The sequence below is a fragment of the Vreelandella halophila genome, assembly GCF_019903425.1.
Taxonomy (GTDB): Bacteria; Pseudomonadota; Gammaproteobacteria; order Pseudomonadales; family Oleiphilaceae; genus Halospina; species Halospina halophila.
In genome coordinates this window covers 1,292,591-1,315,203 of record NZ_JACHUZ010000013.1, presented here as the reverse complement: position 1 = coordinate 1,315,203, position 22,613 = coordinate 1,292,591, and the positions used below count along the sequence as shown (strand labels likewise).

General features: G+C 60.9%; 19 protein-coding genes. 6 read left to right on the top strand and 13 right to left on the bottom strand.

The features are described 5' to 3' along the window. The first annotated feature begins 9 nt into the window (after window positions 1–9). The 4 genes from H4I92_RS10370 to H4I92_RS10355 all read left to right on the top strand — a co-directional run bounded on the left by H4I92_RS10370 (window position 10) and on the right by H4I92_RS10355 (window position 4,874). On the top strand, window positions 10–1,128 hold the full coding sequence (locus H4I92_RS10370; protein ID WP_077530518.1) for a TRAP transporter substrate-binding protein: 1,119 nt from the start codon (window positions 10–12) through the stop codon (window positions 1,126–1,128). Between the two features lie 124 nt (window positions 1,129–1,252). Then, the gene (locus H4I92_RS10365; protein ID WP_077530517.1) at window positions 1,253–2,332 is read left to right on the top strand and encodes an FAD:protein FMN transferase; all 1,080 of its coding nucleotides are present in this window, start codon (window positions 1,253–1,255) and stop codon (window positions 2,330–2,332) included. A 12-nt stretch (window positions 2,333–2,344) separates the two neighbouring features. After that, on the top strand, window positions 2,345–3,700 hold the full coding sequence (mgtE, locus tag H4I92_RS10360) for a magnesium transporter (protein ID WP_077530516.1): 1,356 nt from the start codon (window positions 2,345–2,347) through the stop codon (window positions 3,698–3,700). 10 nt (window positions 3,701–3,710) lie between these two features. After that, window positions 3,711–4,874, top strand: coding sequence for a GNAT family N-acetyltransferase (locus tag H4I92_RS10355; RefSeq protein ID WP_077530515.1), 1,164 nt, complete (start codon window positions 3,711–3,713; stop codon window positions 4,872–4,874). A gap of 4 nt (window positions 4,875–4,878) precedes the next feature. On the opposite strand, the gene H4I92_RS10350 is transcribed toward H4I92_RS10355, so the two are convergent. After that, window positions 4,879–5,319 carry a protein tyrosine phosphatase family protein gene (locus H4I92_RS10350; RefSeq protein WP_262411580.1) on the bottom strand — a complete coding sequence of 147 codons (441 nt, stop codon included), beginning with the start codon at window positions 5,317–5,319 and terminating at the stop codon, window positions 4,879–4,881. A gap of 350 nt (window positions 5,320–5,669) precedes the next feature. After that, entirely contained in the window at window positions 5,670–5,864 is a 195-nt protein-coding gene (locus tag H4I92_RS10345; protein ID WP_077530513.1) for a YgaP family membrane protein, read from the bottom strand. A gap of 211 nt (window positions 5,865–6,075) precedes the next feature. Between H4I92_RS10345 and H4I92_RS10340 the strand changes: the two genes are divergently transcribed. Beyond that, window positions 6,076–6,942: an MBL fold metallo-hydrolase gene (locus H4I92_RS10340; RefSeq protein ID WP_077530512.1), complete on the top strand. Its 867-nt coding sequence runs from the start codon at window positions 6,076–6,078 to the stop codon at window positions 6,940–6,942. A gap of 53 nt (window positions 6,943–6,995) precedes the next feature. Here the strand turns inward: H4I92_RS10340 and cydC are convergent, their stop codons facing one another. From cydC to H4I92_RS10295, 9 genes are all read right to left on the bottom strand, one after another. Next, window positions 6,996–8,687, bottom strand: coding sequence for a thiol reductant ABC exporter subunit CydC (gene cydC, locus H4I92_RS10335; RefSeq protein ID WP_077530511.1), 1,692 nt, complete (start codon window positions 8,685–8,687; stop codon window positions 6,996–6,998). Next, a complete protein-coding gene (gene cydD / locus H4I92_RS10330) occupies window positions 8,680–10,353 on the bottom strand; it encodes a thiol reductant ABC exporter subunit CydD (protein WP_077530510.1) in 1,674 nt (557 codons plus the stop codon). Before cydD ends, cydC begins: the two co-directional genes overlap by 8 nt. Beyond that, window positions 10,337–11,338 carry a cytochrome d ubiquinol oxidase subunit II gene (gene cydB, locus H4I92_RS10325; protein WP_077530509.1) on the bottom strand — a complete coding sequence of 334 codons (1,002 nt, stop codon included), beginning with the start codon at window positions 11,336–11,338 and terminating at the stop codon, window positions 10,337–10,339. Before cydB ends, cydD begins: the two co-directional genes overlap by 17 nt. Then, a complete protein-coding gene (locus H4I92_RS10320; RefSeq protein WP_077530508.1) occupies window positions 11,338–12,750 on the bottom strand; it encodes a cytochrome ubiquinol oxidase subunit I in 1,413 nt (470 codons plus the stop codon). Before H4I92_RS10320 ends, cydB begins: the two co-directional genes overlap by 1 nt. A 73-nt stretch (window positions 12,751–12,823) precedes the next feature. Continuing rightward, on the bottom strand, window positions 12,824–14,554 hold the full coding sequence (locus H4I92_RS10315) for a SulP family inorganic anion transporter (RefSeq protein WP_077530507.1): 1,731 nt from the start codon (window positions 14,552–14,554) through the stop codon (window positions 12,824–12,826). A gap of 23 nt (window positions 14,555–14,577) precedes the next feature. Beyond that, a complete protein-coding gene (locus tag H4I92_RS10310; RefSeq protein WP_077530506.1) occupies window positions 14,578–15,840 on the bottom strand; it encodes an NAD(P)/FAD-dependent oxidoreductase in 1,263 nt (420 codons plus the stop codon). 23 nt (window positions 15,841–15,863) lie between these two features. Continuing rightward, window positions 15,864–16,304 (bottom strand): protein tyrosine phosphatase family protein, encoded by a 441-nt coding sequence (locus tag H4I92_RS10305; RefSeq protein WP_077530505.1) that lies wholly within the window; start codon window positions 16,302–16,304, stop codon window positions 15,864–15,866. A 15-nt stretch (window positions 16,305–16,319) separates the two neighbouring features. Further along, window positions 16,320–17,231: an MBL fold metallo-hydrolase gene (locus H4I92_RS10300; protein WP_077530504.1), complete on the bottom strand. Its 912-nt coding sequence runs from the start codon at window positions 17,229–17,231 to the stop codon at window positions 16,320–16,322. Window positions 17,232–17,375: 144 nt separating this feature from the next. Next, window positions 17,376–18,002: a peroxiredoxin gene (locus H4I92_RS10295; protein WP_077530503.1), complete on the bottom strand. Its 627-nt coding sequence runs from the start codon at window positions 18,000–18,002 to the stop codon at window positions 17,376–17,378. Between the two features lie 209 nt (window positions 18,003–18,211). Here H4I92_RS10295 and H4I92_RS10290 point away from each other — a divergent pair, with 209 nt between their 5' ends. Continuing rightward, window positions 18,212–19,258: a PA0069 family radical SAM protein gene (locus H4I92_RS10290; protein ID WP_077530502.1), complete on the top strand. Its 1,047-nt coding sequence runs from the start codon at window positions 18,212–18,214 to the stop codon at window positions 19,256–19,258. On the opposite strand, the gene H4I92_RS10285 is transcribed toward H4I92_RS10290, so the two are convergent. Both H4I92_RS10285 and H4I92_RS10280 read right to left on the bottom strand, forming a co-directional pair. Next, window positions 19,255–20,502: an ATP-grasp domain-containing protein gene (locus H4I92_RS10285; RefSeq protein WP_143512798.1), complete on the bottom strand. Its 1,248-nt coding sequence runs from the start codon at window positions 20,500–20,502 to the stop codon at window positions 19,255–19,257. The genes H4I92_RS10290 and H4I92_RS10285 overlap by 4 nt on opposite strands. A gap of 134 nt (window positions 20,503–20,636) precedes the next feature. Then, entirely contained in the window at window positions 20,637–22,568 is a 1,932-nt protein-coding gene (locus H4I92_RS10280; RefSeq protein WP_245800870.1) for a hypothetical protein, read from the bottom strand. Window positions 22,569–22,613: the final 45 nt, after the last annotated feature.

The following is a 22,613-nucleotide window of genomic DNA, read 5'->3' as shown; positions in this document are numbered from 1 at the left end:
AGACAGGGTATGAACCAACCTCGCCAATGGCTTACGGGCCTGATCATGCTGCTCGCCATGGCATTTCTCTACGGCTGCTCCGACGGTGGTGAGTCCACCAGCGACCAGGAAGGCCAGTCGCAGGAGGAAATGGACCGTGACGAAGAGCTGGCGCAAGAGCGGGAGTCCGACACCTGGCGTTTTGCGCTGGAAGAAGTTGAGGGAAGCGTCCAGGACGCCTACGCCCAGGAATTCAAGAGCCGCATTGAGGAGCGCACTGACGGTGAGGTCACAGTTGAGGTCTACCCCTACGGGACCCTCGGCACATCCTCACAGCTGACTGAACTGCTCCAGAACGGTGCTGTTGAGATTGCCTTTGCTTCCCCGGGCCACCTGGCGGACGCCATCCCGGAAGTCGGCATCTTCACGCTGCACTTCGTGCTGTCGGAGAATCCGGACGTGAACCGCCAGGTCCTGTCCGATCCCGAGGTCTACGGCCTTTTCCAGCCGCTGTACAACGAAAAAGACCTGCAGCTGCTGAGTATCGTTCCGGAAGGCTGGATGGTCTGGAGTGGCGACAAGGCCCTGCGCAGCCCGGAGGATTTTGAGGACTTCAAGATCCGCACCATGACCTCTCCGATCCTGGTGGAATCCTACAAGGCCTATGGCGCGAACCCGACCCCGACACCCTACTCCGAGGTCTACAGCGGCCTGCAGCTGGGTCAGATCGACGGTCAGGTGAACCCGATCTTCGCCATCGAGGAAATGAGCTTCTACGAGGAACAGGATGTGCTGACTTCCGCACGCCACGCCCAGTTCATCAGCACTCTGGCGGCAGGCAACAACTGGTTCGAGAACCTGCCGGAAGAGCGCCAGGAACTGATCGAGGACGTGCGTGACAACATGGTCTCCTGGATCGACGAGAAGCAGCGCGAGTACAACGAGGAGCGTCTCCAGGTCATCCTCGACGAGGGCGGTACCGAGTGGGTTGAGCTGACCGAGGAAGAGCGCGACGTCTTCCGCGAAGCCAGCAAGGACGTGCGCCAGATCTATCTGGAGCAATCCGGCGAGAAAGGTCAGGAAATCCTCGACACCATTCTGGAAAAAGTCGAGACAGCGGAAGAGGAAATGGCGGACAGCGACAGCTGATCGCCGCTTTCCTTACGCCACAAAAGCCCGGCTCCGGCCGGGCTTTTTTGTATCCGCCCCCCGGATGTTAAGCCCGCGCGCAGCGGGTATAATGCGCCAAGTCGCTCACCTGCCCGGAGCTGTCATGCAACGTTGCACCGCCCCGCTGTTCGTCCGGTTTGCTGTTCTTTTAGTCGCAGCTGTGCTTTTGACCGCCTGTGGGGAGACCGAAAAAGCGGAAACCAAGGCGCCGGCCGTCACCCAACTTGAAGGGCGGATCTTCGGTACCTTCTACCAGGTCAGTGTTGCCGGCGAACTCCCCGAAAACCGCAGGAAATCCCTGCATAAGGCGGTGCGCAGGGTGCTGGAGAAGGTGGACCAGGGCATGTCCACCTATCGCGATGACTCCGACCTCATGCGCCTGAACAGCACTACGCCGGGCGAATGGGTTGATCTGCCTGAAGGGGTGATCGATGTGCTGCAGGCGGCTGATGACCTTTCGGAACGCACCGGGGGAGCCTTTGATACCACCATCGGCGGGCTGGTCAACCTCTGGAGCTTCGGCCCCGAGGCCCGCCCCACAGAGGTGCCCCCTGATGCCACCATTGAGAAGCGCCTGGAACAGGTCGGCCACGCCCACCTTGAAATCGACCCGGACGCCAGCCGGGCGCGGCGCATGACGGACCTGTTCGTGGATCTTTCGGCCATTGCCAAGGGCGAGGCCGTGGACCGGGTCTCGGACCTGCTGGAAGAGCGTGGCCATAAAAACCACCTAGTAAACATCGGTGGCGACCTGCTGGCCAGCGGGCGCAAGGCGGAGAACACCCCGTGGCGGATCGGCATTGAGGTCCCCCGTGACGGACCGCAGAGCCCACGCCATATACTGCCACTGGCGGATATGGCGCTGGCCACCTCCGGCGATTACCGCAACTATTTTGAAGTGGACGGGCAGCGTTATTCCCATACCATTGACCCGCGCGACGGACGGCCGGTTACGCATTCGCTGGCCTCGGTCAGTGTCTTCCACTCCAGCAGCCGCAGGGCGGACGCACTGGCCACGGCCTTCATGGTGATGGGCGTGGACGACACTCTGGACTACGCCCGGAACCATGATGTTGCCGTGCTGGTGATCGAGCATGCGCAGGAGCGCTTCCGCACCCGGGCATCCCCGGCCCTTGAACAGATGCTCTCCGAGGAGGATCTGGCAGCGCTGAACACCGACTGACCGGAGACGGCCATGACCGAAACCGCCGAACTCGAATCCGAAGTCCGGACGCTGCTCGACCAGGGCGACATTGATGGCGCCGTTGAATTCCTCAATAACCGCCACCCGGCGGAAGTCGGTGGGGTTATTGACGAGCTCGACGGTGAAACAGCCTACGCCCTGTTCGACCAGCTCGACCGCCGCACCCAGGCGCGCATCCTGCCCTACATGCAGCCGTCCCATCAGCTGAGCATGGTCCAGCACCTGGGCCGCCATGCCCAGGCCCGGCTGCTGACGGACATGAACGCCGACGAACGGGCCGACCTCTACCAGGAGCTCCCCGAGGACGTCCAGGAAGCGCTGATGCCCGCCCTGGCCAAGGCCGAGCGCGAGGACCTGCTGCGCCTGACCAGCTACCCCGAGGGTACCGTCGGCTCGGTAATGACCAGCGAGTACGCCACGGTTCCGGCGCACATCAGCGCCCGCCAGGCCATTGAACGGCTGCGCCTGCAGGCGCTGAACAAGGAAACCATCTACGTCGCCTACGTGCTGGATACCGAACGTCACCTGCTCGGCATCGTCACCCTGAGCGGGCTGGTCGTGGCCTCGCCGGGGGATTTGGTCGAGGAACTGATGCAGACCGAGGTGGTCAATGTTCATACGGACTCGCCCAGCGCCGAGGCGGCCCGACTGATCGCCGACTACGACCTGCTGGCCATCCCTGTGGTGGACGACGAGGACCGCATGGTCGGGATCGTAACCCACGACGATGCCATGGACGTGCAGGAGGCCGAGGCCACAGAGGACATCCACAAGGGCGCGAGCGTCGGCGACCTGCCCGGCAGTCTCAAGGAAACCGCCCTGACCACCCTCTACCAGAAGCGCATCATGTGGCTGGTACTGCTGGTGTTCGCCAACGTGTTCTCCGGCGCCAGCATCTCGCTCTATGAGGACACCATCCAGGCCCATGTCGGGCTGGTGTTCTTCCTGCCGCTGCTGATCGCCAGCGCCGGTAACGCCGGCTCCCAGTCCGCCACCCTCATGGTGCGCGCCATCGCCACCGGCGACGTCATCAGCCGCGACTGGTTCCGCATGCTGCTGCGCGAGATCGGACTCGGGCTGATGCTGGGGCTGACCATGGCGGCCGCCGTGGCCGCGATCGGGCTCTACCGGGGCGGCATCGAACTGGCCCATGTGGTGTCTCTGACCATGATCATCGTGGTCCTCAGCGGCAGCCTCATCGGCATGTCACTGCCGTTCGTGCTCAACAAGCTCAACATGGACCCGGCCACCGCCAGCGCTCCCGTGGTTTCCTTCATTGCGGACGTCGCCGGCATCCTGGTCTACTTCGGGCTCGCTTCCGCGCTGCTGACCATACCGGCCCAATAGGGAGGGCATCATGGCGTTCATAGACAGCCTCGGCAGCATTGAGCCGGAGGAGTGGAACCGCCTGCAGGGAACCGATTCCCCCTTCCTCCGCCATGAGTTCCTGTACGGGCTGGAGGCGACCGGCTGCACCGCCACGGCAACCGGCTGGACACCCCACCACTGGATTGAACGGAATGACCAGGGCCAATTGATGGCGGCCCTTCCCTGCTACCGTAAGCACCATTCCTTTGGCGAATACGTCTTCGACTGGGCCTGGGCCGAGGCCTGGGCGCACTACGGGCGGGAGTACTACCCCAAGCTTCTGAGCGCCGTGCCCTTCACCCCCTGCGAGGGCCCGCGCCTGCTGCTGCACCCTGAGGCGGACGGCACCAGCGCCGGATTCCGTGGCACGGAGGCGATTCTGGCTGAAACGGAAGCCGGCTCGGCCTCCAGCTGGCACCTGCTGTTTCCGGACGCCGAATCCCGGCGCTGCCTGGACCGGGACCAGTGGCTCCGCCGGCTGAGCTGCGAATTCCACTGGTATAACCCCGGGTTTGCCGACTTCGAGGCCTTCCTTGCCACCCTGAAATCGCGCAAGCGCAAGCAGATCCGGCGGGAACGGCGCCTGGTGGCGGACCAGGGCATTGAATTCCGCCATTACTCCGGCCACAACGGCATTCCGGAAAACGCCCTGGAAGCCTTCCATGTGTTCTACCAGGCCACCTATCTCAAGCGCGGCCAGCGCCCCTACCTGAACCGGGATTTCTTCCAGTACCTGGCGGATCGCATGCCGGAACAGCTTACCCTGGTCATGGCCGTTCACCAGGGGCACTACGTGGCCGCTGCTCTCTTCCTGCACGATGAGCAGCGCCTCTACGGCCGCTACTGGGGCTGTCTCGAGGAATACGACCAGCTCCACTTCGAGACCTGCTTCTATCAGGGCATTGATCTGTGCATCGAGCGCGGGCTGAGCCGCTTCGATGCCGGCGCCCAGGGCGAGCACAAGCTCAAGCGCGGCTTCCAGCCGGAGCTGTTCGAATCCTTCCACTGGGTGGGCGATGAGCAGCTGAGGCCAGCGGTCGCGGATTTCTGCCGACGCGAGGCGCAAGCCATCAGGGCTTATACTGAAAAGGCAGCTCATGAGCTGCCTTTTGTATCTTCTTCGACCCCTCCCGGGGCCGGGAGTTCGAACTGATCAGCTAGTCAGATGCACCCAGGCCGAGTCGCTCACGCACGCCCGGTTCAAGGCTGTCCTTGAGCCCTACGGCCCTGCCTTCCTCCAGGGCGAGTTCTGCCGGAACGCCGACTTGATGCCGGTACAGGGCCCACATCGCCCCCGCACGGTTACCACTGGCGCAGTGCAGGAGGATGGGGTAATTGCTCTGTTCCGAGACGATTCTGGCGAACTCATCCACCTGGTCCGCCGTGGGTGGCCCGCCAGATACGCTGATGCCGTGGAACCCCAGTCCTGCATCATCGGCCGCGTCACGCTCATCGCTCAGCCCCTCTTCTGGAGTGAGGAGGCTGACCACGGTTCTGAAGCCCATCTGCTTGAGTTCTGGCATGGCACCAGCAGATACACGGCCGCCTGTTCCGATGTACGGCGAGGGCCGGTTGTAATTCGACACAGCCTTTGTCATGACATCGCCGAAAGGCGCCATCCCACTATCAATGCTGGTATCAAACGGCTGTCCTCGCTGCAACGCGCCCTGACTGACGGAGGACTCATCAGGCGACTCATTCCCATAGTGAACATGGGAACAACCTGACACGCCCAGGCTGATGCTGAGCGCCAAACCCAGCATCAAAGCTGGCTTGGTCGACTGGTTCGTCTTCATAGACCTCTTCCTCTCTTTAAAAGTTTGATTAACTCTTTGGCCTCACCAGAGGGAGGCCAATCCGGGGCAGCCAAGCTGGTGCCGCGAGCATGCTGAACACACCCATGAACTTAAATCGGCGCCTGTCCACTGAAACGGGTTAACTCCACGCCTTAACGGTTGCCGGTCTTGCAGGTACTGATCCCGATCAAGCTGTACGCCGGGCAATTGCCCATGGCAGCCGTCGCCAAAGGAATCAGACCGATCAGACCCCACGCACTTTCAGGTCCGGTAAAAACCAGGGCAACCAGAACCACCCCAACGATGGCACGAATGCTGCGATCCAGAGCACCGATATTGACTTTCATGACTCAATCTCCCGAATTTGTAATCCTGCCAAGAATATCATTATTCCTTAAAAGACTATGCTGCGCCTTAATGCTGCGGAATTCAATCCGACTTTCATTGAGCCAAGCTATCAAAGGTAGAGGTTCAATATTTCGATTAAGTCTATCGTTATAATCATTAGAATGTTCTAATTGTGAAATAGGTGATCAACCGTGCAGAGGTGACGACGCTATGAATAGCCCACAGGTACAACACTTTTTCGACGAACCCACAAACACGTTCAGCTACGTGGTTCAGGACCCTGACAGCAGGGCCTGCGCCATCATCGATTCGGTATTGGATTTTGACTACGCGGCGGGACGCACGGACGTGCGGTCGGCTGACGAGATCATCCGTTTCATCAGAGACAATCAGCTAGAAGTTGAATGGATCCTCGAAACCCACGTCCATGCTGACCACCTCTCTGCCGCCCCCTACCTGCATGAGCAGCTGGGTGGCCAGACAGGCATCGGCCATAAGATCATGGAAGTTCAGGATATTTTTGGAAAAGCCTTCAATGCGGGCACTGAGTTCGCCCGTGATGGCAGTCAGTTTGACCGGCTTTTCAGTGAAGGGGACACCTTTACCATCGGCAATCTCGAGGCGCGCGTTCTGCACACCCCGGGGCATACCCCCGCGTGCCTGACATACGTCATTGGCGATGCCGCCTTCGTTGGCGATACCCTCTTTGCGCCTGACGCCGGTACCGCGCGCTGCGATTTCCCGGGGGGAGACGCGCATACCATGTACCACTCCGTCCAGAAGGTCCTGTCTCTCCCAGGAGAAACACGCATTTTCCTCTGCCATGACTATAAGGCACCGGGGCGTGATGAATTTGTCCACGAGACAACGGTTGCGGAACAACGTGAACGCAACATCCACGTCCGCGAAGGCATCAAAGAGGATGAATTCGTGAAAATGAGAACCGAGCGTGACGCGACACTGAACATGCCACGCCTGATCCTGCCCTCAGTTCAGGTCAACATGAGAGCCGGCGAAATGCCACCCGCCGAGGGCAATGGCCAAGTATATCTCAAGGTACCGATCAATCGCTTCTAGTCCATAGCCGTTGGCTAACCACAATGCTGTTAACTGCGAATTCAGGGACGAATTCATTTCGACACGCTGACCTGGGAGCTCAACGCACCACCCACCGTCAGCGAAATGATTCTATCCGCCACAATAAAGGGCATCGAGTCGTGCAGCATAAGCACAACGCTGCAACCGCTGAGCCAGGGCTGAATGCCTTTCCAGACTCGCTCCGCTGTCGCCTCATCAAGCCCAGAAAAAGGCTCATCAAGAATGACGACTGAGGCCGGGCGCAGCAGCACGCGCGCCAGCGCAAGACGTCGCCCCTCACCACCGGAAAGCTGCCCTCCCCCTTCACCAACAGGCGCCTCAAGACCTTGATCAAGCGATGCTACCAGCGGCGCCAGGTCTACCGCTTCAAGAACACGCCACAGCTGGCTGTCACTCGCACCGGTATCTCCCACCCGTAGGTTGGCGGCAATGGACTCATTGAAAAGATGAGCATCCTGAGTCAGCAGGCTGATGCGCTCACGCCACTCCCTGAGCGAAAACAGGGCGCCGTCATTACCATTGACCAGCACCTGTCCCTCATCTGGTGCTGTCAGTCGGGCCGCCAAAGAAGCCAGGGTGGACTTTCCACTGCCCGACGCGCCCGTTATGACCAGTCGCTCTCCGGGTGAGACCGACAGGCTGAAATCCTCGAAAACGGCCGGTACACCTCGTGCAACACCAATGTGGGACCAGGTCAGCGTGAGATGCTGGGGCAAACCAACCTCCGACGGTTGGTCTGATGAGTCTGGCTCGGAACCGCCCTGAGTGTTGAGGCGTTCGGCAGCCGCTTCCGTCGCTCCCCAGCGCACGAACGCCCCGGGTAGCGGCAGGTACCCTTCAGACAGCGCCATGATGACCAGTGGAATAAGGACCATCACGGCCCCCGAGATCTGGCCCGCCTGCCAGGCCTGGGACGCGAACAGCAGCAGGGCCACCACCAGCAGGTGGATCACCAGCGTATTCAGCGCCTGCCCACTGATGGCCGAGGTCTCCTGCTGCATCTGACGGTATCGCTGGGCGTGCTCCTCACCCAGCAGATCATGCTGATCGTGTGACAGCAGTCCCGCTGCGGACAACTCTGCCATCCCTTCAAGTTCGGCAAGCGCGTGACTGCGCAGGCGCTCCGCGGCCTGCATTTCCGCTGCACCATGTCCACGCGTCCACCAGGCTATGCCCAGCGTCACCACGGCAAGCCAGGGCAAGAGAACCCCCAAGACCATCAGTGACAGCCCCGGGGCAAACACAGCAATCAGCCCGGCTGCCCCCAGGCTTGCTGCAAGAGCTACCAGCGGAGGCGCGATCTGACGCAGGTAGAGATTATCGAGCGTGTCCACGTCGCTGACCAGCCTGTTCAGAAAGGCCGCCGACCCCAAACGCTTAGCGCTGTATGCCTCGGCCCTGAGCAGTTTGCGGAAAAGCTCTACCCGGATATCAGCCAGCAGCCGGAGTACCACATCATGATTGACCAGACGCTCAAAATAGCGGCTGGCCGTGCGCGCCAGCGCAAAGAACCGAATCCCCCCTCCCGGCGCATAGAGGTTCAGACTGGCATTCAGCCCGGCGGCCCAGGCCAGTGCCGTAATGGCAGTGGCGGTAATGAACCAGCCAGAGAGAGCGAGAAGCCCCAGGCCCGCCATCAACGTTGCGGCCATCAACACAAAACCCGCCGCCAACTGCCGGCGATGGCGCTGGAGCAGGCGCAGCCAGGGTTGGAGTTCACGCATGATGAGTGCTCCCCAATGCCAGATGCTGGTCTCCCAGCGCGCGCAGCGCCGGCTGATGGGAGGCAATGACACAGAGCCGCTGCCCCCCTATGATCCCTCGCACGCCTTCAATCACCTCAGCCTCGGTTGCCTCATCGAGCCCAGCTGTCGGCTCATCCAGCAGCATCACGGTGGATGAGGTGAGGAAAAGACGAGCCAGTGCCAGACGCCGGGCCTGACCGCCTGAAAGCCCCAGGCCACCCTCGCCGATCCGGGTTGAAAGCCCTTCAGGAAGCCCATCCAGGACAGATCTGAGCCCTACCCGAGCAATCGCCTCCAGCATCGCCGCTTCGCTGGCCTCTGGCGCGGTCAGCCTCAGGTTCTGACGCCAGCTCCCGGGCACCAGCCAGGGCTTCTGCCCCATCCAGCCCACCGGCATCGATCCCGGCGATTGCCCGCGGATTCTCGCGTCTCCCTGTGAGGGGGCCATGAATCCCGCGAGAACCGCCAGAAGCGTGGACTTTCCGCAGCCTGAGGGGCCCGTCACAATAAGCGTCTGCCCGGATGGAAGTTCGAAATCCAGATCACCCAGCACCTCACGCCCACTGGGATAGCGCACGCCCAGTCCAGACACCCGGATGCCCGTGCTGTCAGGCTCCCGGTGTTGTTCCTGCGCCGCCTGCGGGACCAGACTGTCGCTGACAACCAGCCTCGCACTCAGGTGAGCCGCTGCCCCCAACGCGGCGGCCCTGTCGTGGTAGTACTGTGACAGCAGCCTGAGGGGCTGAAAGAACTCCGGCGCCAACAGAAGTACAAAGAGCCCGCTGAACAGGCTCATGTCGTCTGCCGGTCCGAAAGATATCATCCCCAGCAGCGCAAAACCGACATAGATCGCAACCGCCGCAATTGCCACGGAAGCAAAAAACTCCAGCACCGCCGAGGAAAGAAAAGCGACCCGCAAGGTCGCCATGTTCAATCGCCGGTAATGATCGGTGGCCGCCGCGACATCCGCTACGGCATCCGCGCTGCGACCGAAAAGCTGCAGGGTGGTCATGCCACGGATACGGTCCAGGAAGTGGCCGGACAGCCGCGCAAGGGATTCGTAGTGGCGCTGGTTCACACGCTCCGCCCCCATCCCGATCAAGGCCATGAACAGCGGAATCAGGGGAGCGGCAGCCAGCAGGAACAGCGCTGCCAGCCAGTCCTGAGCCGCGACCACGGTGAGAATAATGAGGGGCACGATAACCGCCAGGATCATCTGGGGAAGGAACCGGGCGTAGTAGCCATCGAGCGCGTCAACCTGCTCGGTCCACTCACTGGACAGCCGGCCGGAGTCGCAGCCACTGAGGCCAACCGGCCCCGCACCGGCCCAGGCATTGAGAAGTGCCCGGCGCACCTGGCGCCGTACCCGGTGACTGGCCCGCAGACCGGCCATCTCCTGAGCCCACTGCCCAATGCTGCGCACCAGCACCGCCAGCGCCAGTGCGCCACCGGTGGCGACAAGCGCCACTGGCTGGTCGTGTACGATAAGACGATCCACGAACCAGGCCATCAAACCGAGCTGAACCACCATGGCGAGCGCCTGCACAACGCCCGCGATCACGCCCTGCGCCAGATACCTTCTGGCATCCTGCGCCCAATGGCTCAGCCATCGCGCGCCGGCGCGTGGATCAGTGGTAGCCGTCACCGGCCCTCACCTTGCCCCGGAAAACCCAGTATGTCCAAGCGGTATAGGTGAGCACAATCGGGATCACGAACAGCAGCCCAAGAAGCAGAAACAGTTGCGACTCCCAGGCTGAGGCCGCGTCATAGAGCGTGATCTCTGGAGGAACAACGTAAGGCCACTTACTGACCAGAAGCCCGAGATAGGTGAAGACGAATAACCCCATGGTCGCAACAAACGGCGAGCCCTCGCGCTTGTGCGTGATCCCGTGCCAGATACGCCACGCGAAGAAAAGCGCCAATGCTGGCAGAACCCATATCAGATGCAGATTCGAGAACCAGCGTTCACGGACTGATTCATCCACGAATGGCGTCCACAGGCTGATAATCCCAAAGACGGCCAGGACCACAAGAAGCAACGGCTTTGCCATACGCCGGGCCCATGCCTGGGTCGCGCCCTCTGTTTTCATAACCGTCCAGGTACTGCCCAGAAGCGCGTATCCGGCCACCAGGCCAACCCCTGTCAGCAGCGTAAAGGGCGTCACGAAGTCCAGTGGCCCACCCACGAACACACCGTTGGCGGTATTGATGCCTTCAATGTATTTGCCCACGACCATACCCTGAGCAAACGCGGCCAGTGTCGACCCTCCCGCGAAGGCTATATTCCACAGGTAACGTGACCGGTTGGCCTTGAACCGGAACTCAAAGGCAATACCGCGGAAGATCAGACCCGACAACATCAGGAACACACCAAGGTAAAGGGCGGGCAACATGATCGAATAGACCATCGGGAACGCCGCAAGAAGCCCGGCCCCACCCAGTACCAGCCAGGTCTCATTGCCATCCCAGACGGGCGCGACCGAATTCATCATCAGATCACGTGATTCCTCATCCGGCGCCAGCGGGAACAGAATGCCAACGCCGAGGTCAAAGCCATCCATCAATACATACATGATCACGCCGAATGCGATGATCGCAGCCCAGATCAGGGTCAAATCAAAGGGTTCCATCAGACGCTCCCTCCTTCGTGTTCAAGCGGGACATGAGCGGCGGAAAACGGTCTTTTGGCCCGTTCCACTTCCTCGTGATCGAGGTTGTGGTCGTGACCGGCATCCTCGACACCGCTTTCAAACAGCCGTCCGAGGTAGTAGAGGCCGGCGGTGAAGACCAGGGCGTAGACCACCATGTAACCGATAAGCGTGAAAAGTGCCATGCCGCCGGTCAGAGAGGGTGTTACGCCTTCAGCCTGCGTCATCTGTCCATAGACCAACCAGGGGGCACGGCCGATTTCGGTGACGAACCAGCCCGCGAGTACAGCCACAAACGGTGCCACGCCCATTGGAACAAGCCCTTTGAGGAACCAGCGACTGCGCCAGTAGCGGCCTCCGGGCCGCAACAGAAGGCCCGCAATTGCGAACAGGATCATGAGCATGCCAAGCCCCACCATCACACGGAAGGACCAGAAAACGATCCCCACCGGCGGCTGCTCATCCCTGGGGACCGCTGACACACCAGGCACAACGCCTTCCGTGTCGTGTTTGAGGATAAGGCTTGCCAGGCCGGGGATGCCGATCTCCCAGTGATTGGTCTGAGCCTGCTGATCCGGCCAGGCGAACAGAAGCAGCGGGACGTTGGACGAGGTCTCCCAGTTACCTTCCATCGCGGCAACCTTGGTCGGCTGGTGCTTGAGCGTATTCAGGCCGTGCAGGTCCCCCACCCACAGCTGCGCGGGCGCGATGACCAGCAGCAGCCAGAGGCACATGGACAGAGCGCGCCGGTTGGCTTCAACTTCACGTCCTTTCAGCAGGAACCAGGCACTGAGTGATGCCACTACAAACCCGCCTGTCAGGAATGACGCCAGCCCCATGTGGGTAAACCGGTACCAGAACGATGGATTGAAAATCGCCTCGCTCCAGGAAACCACCTGGTGCATCCCATTTTCCATCACGGTTCCCGCAGGCGTGTGCATCCAACTGTTCGCGGAAAGAATCCAGAATGATGAAATGAAGGTGCCGATGGCCACCATGAACGAGGCAAACAGGTAGATGCCGGCCGGCACCCGGTCACGACCGAAAAGAAGGATGCCAAGAAAAGCGGCCTCAAGGAAAAATGCCGTCACCACCTCATAGCTCAGGACCGGTCCGAGAAAATTGGCCGTAGCCTGAGAGAAGTTACTCCAGTTCGTACCAAACTGGAACGACATGACAATGCCCGAGACCACCCCCATCCCGAAGACCACGGCGAAGACCTTGATCCAGAACTTTGACAGGCGCGTGTAAAGCGAATTGCCCGATGCGTAGGCACACGTCTCAAGGAATGCGATGAACGAGGCCAGCCCTATCGTGAACACAGGGAATATGGCGTGAAATGACACCACGAAGGCGAACTGTATGCGTGACAGAAGTACGGGATCGAGATCCATAAAGCCTCCGGAAGGACGAGATAACAGTGGTTATCGATTTCAATTCTGGCGATGGCGCACGCTGGAAAAAAGGTCAACCAGACGTTTCAGATCCGCCATCACCCCCCAGTGCCTGCCAGGCCTCATAGGTACTCAGGAAGATGCGTCCGCTGAGCTCATGAGGGAATGCGGAGTTCTGGAGCTGGTCCATCACCGGCCCCTTCACCTCAGCCAGGTGCAGGCGAACCCCCGCATCACGAAGGCGGCTGTTGATCGCCTCAAGACTCTCCAGCGCCGAGGCGTCAATGATGTTGACCGCCTGACAGGTCAGCACCAGGTCGCGCAGCTCAGGCCGCCGGGAAACCAGTTCCAGAACCGTATCCTCCAGGTAGCGCGCATTGGCGAAATACAGGCTCTCATCAACCCGCAGCAGTGCCAGATGGCGTTCCGTTTCCACATTGTGGCGCTCAACGTTACGGAAATGCTCAGTTCCGGGAACACGTCCCACCACGGCACTGTGGGGCTGGCTTGTGCGATAAAGATGCAACCCCAGCGACAGCGCCACACCGGTCAGGATGCCGCTCTCGACACCGTGGAAAAGCGTCAGTGCCAGCGTCGCCACCATCGCCACACCGTCCACCCTAGAGTAAGCCCAGGTGCGACGAATAGCGGAAATGTCAATAAGAGTTCCCACAGCCACAATAATTGTGGCAGCAAGCGTCGCCTTGGGCAGAAAGGCCAATGGGGTGGTCAGCATCAGCGTGGAGAGCGCAATACCCACCGCTGTCAGCGCACCGGCCACAGGTGTGACGGCCCCGGCGTCAAAGTTCACTACCGAGCGCGAGAAGCCTCCGGAGACAGGTGACCCACCGCTGACCCCAGCGCCAAGATTGGCAGCCCCCAGAGCAATCAACTCCTTGTTCGGATCGATCCGCTGGCGCCGTTTGGCTGCCAGCGTCTGGGCCACTGACACCGACTCCACGAATCCGACCAGGCTGATCAGAACGGCGGCAGGCAGCAGTGTGGACCAGAGCTCGCCATCCATACTGGGCATCGCCAGTGACGGCAAACCACTGGGAACTTTACCCACCAGTTCCACACCCTCGGCCTTGAGATTGAACCCCCAGGCCAACAGCGTCGTCACGATCACAGCGGAAACCGGGGCAGCCTTGGCCATCAGCTCCGGGGCCTGCCCCGGCAGCCCCAAACGCTCCAGACCACGGCAAAGATGACGCCGGCACAGCACCAGATAGAGCCAGGCACCGCCTCCAATAAGAAGCGTCAGAGCACTGACATTGTCCAGTCCCTGCCACAGTGCGGGGACCAGCTGAAGCAGGTTATGGCCAGAGGCCTCGACGCCAAGGATATGGCGCAGCTGGCTGGCTGCGATCAGGATACCGGAGGCGGTCACGAACCCGGAGATGACAGGATGACTGAGGAAATTGGCAAGAAACCCCAGCCGCAGAAGCCCCATACCGACCAGAATCAGACCGGATAGAGCCGCCAATACCAGGGCGCCGGCAACATACTCCGGCGTGCCCGCCTCCGCGATGCTGCCAAGCGCAGCAGCGGTCATCAGCGAGGCAACAGCCACTGGCCCGACCGCCAGGGTCGCCGAGGTGCCCAGAAGCGCGTAAAGCACCAACGGCAGCATACTGGCGTACAGGCCCACCTCTGGCGGCAGCCCCGCCAGCATCGCATAGGCGAGCGCCTGGGGCACCAGCATGAGGGTTACGATCACAGCCGCTATGGCATCACGCAGGAAGGTATCCTGCGTGTACCCTCGCAGCCAGCTGGCCAGTGGCAGCCATCTTTCCAGATTCATGCCTGTTCAGCTCCCAGTACGGTTCAGGTCGTGTCGCGCCTTGCAGGCTTTGCCAGCCACTCGTGACCTCTCAGCGACAACTGCCAGTAGATCCAGGGCAGCTGACCGGCCTTCAGCCACCAGGCAAGGCGGGTTGGTTTGGTGCCGTCATTGATCCACTTCGGGAAGGTGGGCTGCAGCTCACCACCATAGCCGAACTCCGCCAGCACAATACGCCCACGCTCAACGGTCAGCGGACAGGAGCCGTATCCGAGATAGGCCGCCGACATGGGGTCACCACTGAAGGTGGCCAGAAGGTTCTCCGCCACTACCGGCGCCTGTTTGCGCACCGCCGCGGCCGTTTTGGCGTTGGGCGTGCCACTGGCATCACCCAGCCCGAAGATCGCAGGGTAACTCCGGTGCTGCAGGGTCTCCGGGTCGAGATCCAGCCAGCCTCCGTCATTACCCAGCCCGGACTCGGCAATGAATCCAGGCGCCTTCTGCGGCGGCACGGCATGCAGCATATCAAAGCGCCGTTCCACCAGATGCTCACCGTCATCCCCGTTCACCGCGAACTGCGCGGTCCGTGAGGGGCCATCAACGGCCACCAGGCGATTCTGGAACTGGGTATGGATCCCATACTGATCGACATAGCGCTCCAGGGCTGGGACATAATCCTTCACCCCGAAAAGCACACCCCCTGCGTTGCAGAAATGCACATCAATATCGCTGAGCCGCCCCTGGCGCTGCCAGTAGTGGCAGGACAGATACATGGCCTTCTGCGGCGCACCGGCGCACTTGATCGGCATCGGCGGCTGTGAGAACAGGGCCGTCCCCTTTTTCAGCGACTGCACCAGTGACCAGGTGTAGGGCGCCAGGTCATAGCGGTAGTTGGAGGTGACGCCGTTGCAGCCAAGCGTGCCACTGAGCCCCTCGATCGCATCCCAGTCCAGATCCAGCCCCGGCGCAACAATGAGCCGCCGCCAGCCCAGGATCCGGCCATCACCCAGAGCGACCTGGCGGTTCGCCGGATCAACACGGTGAGCACTGGTGCGATACCAGCTCACCCGATCCGGCATCACACTCGCCATGGGCCTACGCGTGGACTCAGGAGAGAAGACCCCGCCTCCGACCATGGTCCATCCCGGCTGGTAGCTGTGTACCTCCGACGGTTCAACAATGGCGATATCCAGACTGCGCTGGCGCTTGAGCAGACTGGCAGCAACGGAGATACCCGCTGCCCCGCCACCGATGATCACGATCTGGTGGGTCGTTGTAGGCGCCGGCGTTGCGGTGTGGTCACTCATGGGATGTCTCCAGTTGGTTCACGTCATTCCGGCTCGGGACTGCCCCCAGCCGGCTCCAGCAGTGGACGCAGGGTCTCGGGGTCATGGCCCAGAGCCCGCATGCGCTCCAGTACGGTCTCCGGCGGCTCGACGTCATGGCGGATTCGGGCCAGTGCCCAGAGATGGATGGAACGCCGCCCACTGCGACAGAAGATGAGAAGCGGGCGCGGCAGGGTTTCAAGTGCCTCGTGAAAGGCGGCCACATCGGCATCCGAGTACTCGCCGGTCGCCACTGGAATGCAGGTCCACGAAAGCCCCAGACTCTGCGCTTTCCGGGCAAGCGCCTGTTCATCATGCTCCGGCGACTCAGAAGGCCGCCGGTTGCAGATCAACGCCTGAAATCCCTGCTGTTGCGCATTCTCCAGGTCTTCTGCAGTCATGGCGCCGGAAAGTCCGACGCCATCCTCAACCTGTTGGATTGTCATTGCTGCAACCTCCGTTCAATCACCCCAGGCCGCGCCAGAGAGGGTGTCCAGGGGAATCTTGATGTAGCGCCGACCATTGTCTTCCGGCTCCGGGAGACGACCACCACGGGTATTCACCTGCAGCGCGTGCAGGATCAGCTTCGGCATCGGCAGCTGGCTGTCACGCTCGTTGCGCATGGCCACATAGGCCTCCCGGTTCTGGTCCACCAGGTGCTTGTTGGTGCGGCGCTGCTCGCCAACAGTGCTTTCCCACTGCGGCTCGCGTCCGTCGGGCATGTAGTCGTGGCCAGTGAAGACCCTGGTCTCTGCCGGCAGTTCCAGAATGGCCTGGATGGATTCCCAGAGCTGTTCGGCGCTGCCACCGGGGAAATCCGCCCGCGCTGTGCCGAAATCAGGCTGGAACAGGGTGTCGTGAACAAAGGCCGCATCGCCGATCACATAGGTGATGGAGGCCAGTGTATGGCCTGGCGAGAACATCACTTTCGCTTCCATTTCACCCACGGTGAATTGATCACCGTCACTGAACAGGCGGTCCCACTGACTGCCATCAGTTGCCAGGTCCGGGAAGTTGTAGATGTCTTTCCACAGTGCCTGGACCGCGGTCACTTCACTTCCGATCGCGGTGGGTGCGCCGGTTTTGCCCTTAAGGTACTGGGCGGCCGAGAAGTGGTCGGCGTGGGGGTGGGTATCCAGGATCCACTCAACCGTCAGACCCTGGCGTGCCACGTATTCCAGGATTTCATCCGCGTGATGGGTCCCCGTCGCGCCCGATTTCTCGTCGTAATCGAGCACCGGATCAATGATGGCGCACTGGCTGGTTGCGGGATCGGAAACCACGTACTGAATGCTGAAAGTCCGCGTGTCGTAGAACCCGGCCACATCCGGCTTGCCAGCGCCTGTGCTGCTGGAACGCTCGAACGTTTTCATGTCGGCCTCCAAAGGAATCGTGAGCTTAATGAATGATTGCCTATTTGGTTATAACGTTAATACCAAATGACATATAAAGCAATGGGGCGTGGTAGCAGGACCACCCCCGGCCGCTATCGCAGCACCAGGGATGGCCTACCGCCCTCAGAGTTTCGCCATACGCAGATAGGGCCGCAGCTCCTCCCACCCGTTCGGGAAGAGTTCACTCGCGCGCTCGTTTGGAATCGACGGCGGGATGATGACTTCATCGCCCTGATTCCAGTCAGCGGGAAGCGCGCAGGTGCGGTTGTCGCTGGTCTGCAGCGCGTCGATGGCACGCAGAATCTCATCGAAGTTGCGACCCACGGTCATCGGGTAGGTCATGGTCAGACGGATGCGTTTTTCCGGATCGATTATGAATACGCTGCGCACCGCGGCCGTCTCGCTCTCGCCCGGATGGATCATGTCGTAGAGGCGGGCGATGTTGAAATCCGCATCCGCCAGGATCGGAAAGTCGAGGGCGCAGTTCTGTGTGTCGTTAACGTCCTCGATCCACTTCAGGTGTTCCTCGGCGGTCTCGGTGGAAAGCCCGATGGGTTTCACGCACCGGCGCTCGAACTGATCGGCCAGCTGCGCGGTCCGCCCCATTTCAGTGGTGCATACCGGCGTGAAATCCGCAGGGTGGCTGAAGAAAAAAGCCCAGGAGTCCCCAATCCAGTCATGGAAGTGGATGGTTCCCTTGGTGCTTTCCGCTGTGAAATCCGGCGCTGTATCGCCAAGTTGAAGTGTCATGGTGTTTCCCCCGTCTTCTGTGATTGCTGATCGTTTCTGGAGAATCGACGCCGGCTGTCGCTATCTCCAGTACGCAGATCATAGGAGGAAACCTCTTTATATACTATATAAGTATAACGATAGAACTATTAGGTTTTCTCAATCGTGTTGGAACACCGGCAATACCCTCTTCTTGACGCCAGAAGCTGTTTATTTATACAGTTCCAGGAATGAGGGGACGGGCCAGCCAGACCAATATCCCGCACCGGTTCGAGACCCGCGTCAGCGAGCCCTGGATCGATGGGGAATCAGCACCTGAAGCAGACAGGGCAACTCCGACCACCACACGGGCTGTGGCGGCGCGCTCGATCATCAGCCGCAATGAGTCGCCGGATGTGCCTTTCGACCAGTCAGTGAACCCATACCAGGGCTGCGAACACGGCTGTATTTACTGCTTTGCCAGGCCCTCCCATGCCTACCAGGACCTTTCGCCGGGGCTGGATTTCGAGACCCGGATCCAGGCCAAGACCAACGCGCCCGAGAAACTGAGGGCAGCGCTGGATCACCCCCGCTATCAGCCCTCACCGATCGCTCTGGGCGTCAACACCGACGCCTACCAGCCGGCGGAGAAGGCGCACCGGATCACACGCCGTCTGCTGGAGATACTGCTTGAATACCGCCACCCCGTATCCATCATCACCAAAAGCGGCCTGATCCTTCGTGACCAGGATCTGCTCTCGGAGATGGCCGCCATGGGGCTTTGTTCGGTAAGGATCTCACTGACCACCCTGGATAACCGCCTCAAGGGTCAGCTGGAGCCCAGGGCCACCGCAGCGGCCACGCGCCTGCGGGTATTGAGGGAGCTTTCAGAGGCAGGTGTGCCGACAGGGGTTCTGACCGCCCCCATCATCCCGTTCATCAATGACCACGAGATGGAGGCCATGATCAGCGCGGCGGCGGACAATGGTGCACAGCGGGCCAGCTGGGTCCTGTTGCGCTTACCCTACGAGGTGGCACCGTTGTTTGAGGACTGGCTGCAACGTCACTACCCGGACCGGGCGAGCCACGTCATGAACCGTGTCCGTGACCTCAGGGGCGGGAATACCAACAGCAGCGAATGGGGGCAGAGGATGACCGGGACAGGGGTTCTGGCAAAGCTCTACCGGCAGCGGTTCGAGCGTCAATGCCGTGCGGTTGGACTGAATGTGCACGAGGAGGAACCGCTGGACACCGGATTGTTCCGGCGCCCAGGCGGTGAGCAGATGGGACTGTTCTAGACGTAGAAGTGCAGGTCTTCCTGCGCCTTGAGCAGATCCCGCATCTTGATGGGGTCATCCCCAAAGAAGAAGACCAGACCCCAGTGTGTGCCAAACGCTGATCGGTCCGGCACCGTTTCCTCTTTGGGTTCGGTCAGTTCGTGGAACTCGAAGTACGGGTGTTCCGTGGTCTCTTTCGGCATTTCCAGCTTGCTGACGACACGATGGCGTGGGTAAACACCAAAGCATCCGGCGTAGCCCCTGGCATCCTCCACTTCCTTCGGGAAGAAGTTTGCCACCTCTTCCTTGGTGCTCTTGGGATCGAACACCAGCATGGACGCCTGATAGGCGCTGAACCCGTAGGCGCGCTCAATCAGTTCGAACGCCTTGAACCCGGGTGGGCGATAGGCGATCTCGCCAAAGTACATCTCACCATCAGCGGTCACAAAGTACTCCGGGTGGATCAGGCCAAACTGGATATCGAAGGTCTTGATCAGCTTCTCGATCTGCTTGGTGATCGCATTGCGCCAGCTTTCCAGCTCCTTGGTCGCGGGCACAAAGACCGAATAGCCCAGCGTCACGTACTCGGAGATGTTCAGGAACTGGATCTTACCGTCGTGGATCCAGGCCTCGACCGCAAACTCCCAGCCATCCAGGTGGCTTTCCATGAGCAGCGGATACTCTTCGTCCGGTATGTGCTCGATCTCTTCGAGCGTGCGGATCATGCGGTGCCCGAGGCAGCCGGCCTTGTCGAAGGCCTTGACGTGAATCGGGTCATCCGGGTCACCGTCAAGCTTGAGCAGCGTCTGGTTAACGCGCTTCATGAAGCGGATGATGTCGTCCTTTTCGTGGGCTTCCTCGAAGATCCCCACGCGTATACCACCCAACTGGGCGCGGCGCTTCATCAGGGCCTTGTCCCGGAACAGGATGGACTGACCGTACATTCGAGGGTTGTCCATGAGCACTGAGTTGATTGCCCCCGACCACTCAACGGTTTCCTCAAACAGGGGGACGGCGGCATCAACCCCTTCTTTTTTCAACCGCTCGGCAATCTCCAGCGAGCGATCGTTCAGGCGCTCAAAATCCCAGGGAATGAACGGGATCTTGTTGGCTTCACAGAAATCAGCGGCCCACTCGGGCGCTACCACGACGTAGCGGCGATCAAACTTCTGCGCCGCTTTAATCGCATTGACGCTCCAGCCCAGCAGCGCGATGTAGCCCTTATTCGGGTCCTTGGGTGTTTCCGTTCCGCGCACCGAGTCCATCGTCGGGTCGGTCCAGCTGGAAACGTCTTTTTTTTGAGCTTGTGGTTCGTTCGACATTGGTTGTTCTCCTTTTGCGTTTCGCAATAAAGCCGGCGGTCGCATTGGCAACGCCAGCTGTGGGGATTCCGGGCCTGCTAACGCCCTTGAGCCCAACTCGTCCGGGCCAGTTGCATGGCCCGATTGACTTCATCGGTTGGAATATCGGCTGGCTCGCCCTTTTCGAGGGGATCGTAGTGGAACACATACAGTCGTGACGCGAACTCAGCCACCGGCAACGAGGCTTCGCCGTAGAGCTCGCCGTGGCCCTGGGTCGCGGTAACGATCCCCTGGCCCCAGTTCTGCCCGCTGTCGTTATTCGGGTTGAAAAAATAGACACGCATGGTCTGATCCGTATCCAGCGCAAGCCGCTGGATGGTGATCGCGTGCCAGCCGAGAAAGCGCGTGGCACTGTCGGTCACCGCAATGCCGGCGGGTTGTGGATTGATGACCGGAATATTGCCGTTGTAGAAGGGGTGGTAAGACGCGTAAAAGTCGCGGATAAACCCTTCAAAGTCCTTCAGGCCGCCGGTGAACACATCCACTGCTATACGGAATCCGTGACCCACACGATCACCATGGAATTCGGCGTTGACCCACTTGTGCGGATCCTCTCCGCGCCCGGCGCTGCGTCGACCCATTTCGAAGTAGATGCGATCCAGGTGGGGCACGGTCAGCAGCGAAACGGCGTCCACATCCACCGGGGGCTCGGCAGCCAGGCCGGTGCCCAGATCCCGCGACGAAATACTGTTGCCTTCAAAGCGCATCACAACCTCGTCATCACGCGCTGCCCAGGCCAGGATCTGAAGCAGTTCCGCGGGCATATTGTAGGCCCACATGGACAGCGCGCGCGTCGACTGACAGGTCGGATAGTTCCCCTGCCCCACGCCCAGCGGCCGACCCAGCACGTTGAGTACATCAGCGAGCAGAAAGCATTCCGGGGAACGGCTGCTGCCAAAGACGGCTTCAATCTTGCGGGTCGCCGCTTCACAGAGCGACAGTCGTAACTGGCGCCACAGGGACGGTGCCACCGGAGGCGCGTAGAGAATACCCCGCTCGAGCATCATGGCCAGGCCATAGGCGCACTGGCTGGTCTCGGGAAACAGGGCCTCATCAATCAGGGTGTGGATCAACTTCGGATAGCAGTGAAACGCGTCGGCACCGGTGTAACTCAAACCCAGCGCCGTTGGGATCAGGGCATTCCAGCGACCACGCAGGTAGCGTATGAACACCGGCATGTAGGCCGACACCAGACCGGTACTGTGCATGGCCTGCGCAAAGGCGATGGCCTCCTGCAGCAGGGCGGCGTCGTCCATGTCCGCCAGTCGTTCCGAGTAGACCTCGAAGCCGGGATCTTCACGGCACGCTTCAGTGGGGCTGAACACCGCGTTGATCAGTTGCAGTGCGTCGTCGCCGACCTCACCGCCCAGCGCATCCGGTTTCTGCAGACAGACGGCAATCTGCGTCACCATCTGTTTGACGCCCTCCACCTGGACCGGGCGCTGCGCCAGAATCCGCCAGACCTCGGCCACCAGGTGCTCCAGAAGATTCCCATAGCCCAAGTGCTGAAGCAGGTAGTGATAGAGATTCTGAACGGCGTAACCCAGCTCATTGGGTCGCAGCCGGTCGCTCTCCTGCAGATTGCTGACCACCAGATCGAGATTCATCGCCAGCACCTGGGCGAGAAAATGATGGGCATGTTCCGCCGAGATGGAGGGATGGGTGTAGTCGCCCCTGGCCACTGCCAGCAGGCGGATCTGGCTCAGGATTTCGACCAGCGTTGCGGTGGGTTCGCCGTATCGCACCGTGCGCACGGCCAGCGAGGGCACCAGGGTCTGGGGGTAGTCCCAATCACTGCCACCAAAAAAACCGGCCCCCTCAATGGCGGGCACGCGCTGGTAGAGCGCATCCAGGCCTTCGGAACTGAACATCAGGGGCTGTGCGGCCTCGAGCGCCTCGAAAACCGGCGAGACGCCTTCAACGGCATTGATTTCAGCAAGGCGGCTGATGGCCGCGTCGAGTGTTGTCACGAGCGCCTCTGGGGCGCCGTCATACCGCGTTTCGGGTTCATGTTC

Coding starts and splice junctions, on each gene's coding strand:
- H4I92_RS10370 (WP_077530518.1), top strand. CDS start 10: ATGAACCAACCTCGCCAATGGCTTACGGGCCTGATCATGCTGCTCGCC.
- H4I92_RS10365 (WP_077530517.1), top strand. CDS start 1,253: ATGCAACGTTGCACCGCCCCGCTGTTCGTCCGGTTTGCTGTTCTTTTA.
- mgtE (WP_077530516.1), top strand. CDS start 2,345: ATGACCGAAACCGCCGAACTCGAATCCGAAGTCCGGACGCTGCTCGAC.
- H4I92_RS10355 (WP_077530515.1), top strand. CDS start 3,711: ATGGCGTTCATAGACAGCCTCGGCAGCATTGAGCCGGAGGAGTGGAAC.
- H4I92_RS10350 (WP_262411580.1), bottom strand. CDS start 5,319: ATGACAAAGGCTGTGTCGAATTACAACCGGCCCTCGCCGTACATCGGA.
- H4I92_RS10345 (WP_077530513.1), bottom strand. CDS start 5,864: ATGAAAGTCAATATCGGTGCTCTGGATCGCAGCATTCGTGCCATCGTT.
- H4I92_RS10340 (WP_077530512.1), top strand. CDS start 6,076: ATGAATAGCCCACAGGTACAACACTTTTTCGACGAACCCACAAACACG.
- cydC (WP_077530511.1), bottom strand. CDS start 8,687: ATGCGTGAACTCCAACCCTGGCTGCGCCTGCTCCAGCGCCATCGCCGG.
- cydB (WP_077530509.1), bottom strand. CDS start 11,338: ATGGAACCCTTTGATTTGACCCTGATCTGGGCTGCGATCATCGCATTC.
- H4I92_RS10320 (WP_077530508.1), bottom strand. CDS start 12,750: ATGGATCTCGATCCCGTACTTCTGTCACGCATACAGTTCGCCTTCGTG.
- H4I92_RS10315 (WP_077530507.1), bottom strand. CDS start 14,554: ATGAATCTGGAAAGATGGCTGCCACTGGCCAGCTGGCTGCGAGGGTAC.
- H4I92_RS10310 (WP_077530506.1), bottom strand. CDS start 15,840: ATGAGTGACCACACCGCAACGCCGGCGCCTACAACGACCCACCAGATC.
- H4I92_RS10305 (WP_077530505.1), bottom strand. CDS start 16,304: ATGACAATCCAACAGGTTGAGGATGGCGTCGGACTTTCCGGCGCCATG.
- H4I92_RS10300 (WP_077530504.1), bottom strand. CDS start 17,231: ATGAAAACGTTCGAGCGTTCCAGCAGCACAGGCGCTGGCAAGCCGGAT.
- H4I92_RS10295 (WP_077530503.1), bottom strand. CDS start 18,002: ATGACACTTCAACTTGGCGATACAGCGCCGGATTTCACAGCGGAAAGC.
- H4I92_RS10290 (WP_077530502.1), top strand. CDS start 18,212: ATGAGGGGACGGGCCAGCCAGACCAATATCCCGCACCGGTTCGAGACC.
- H4I92_RS10285 (WP_143512798.1), bottom strand. CDS start 20,502: ATGGACTCGGTGCGCGGAACGGAAACACCCAAGGACCCGAATAAGGGC.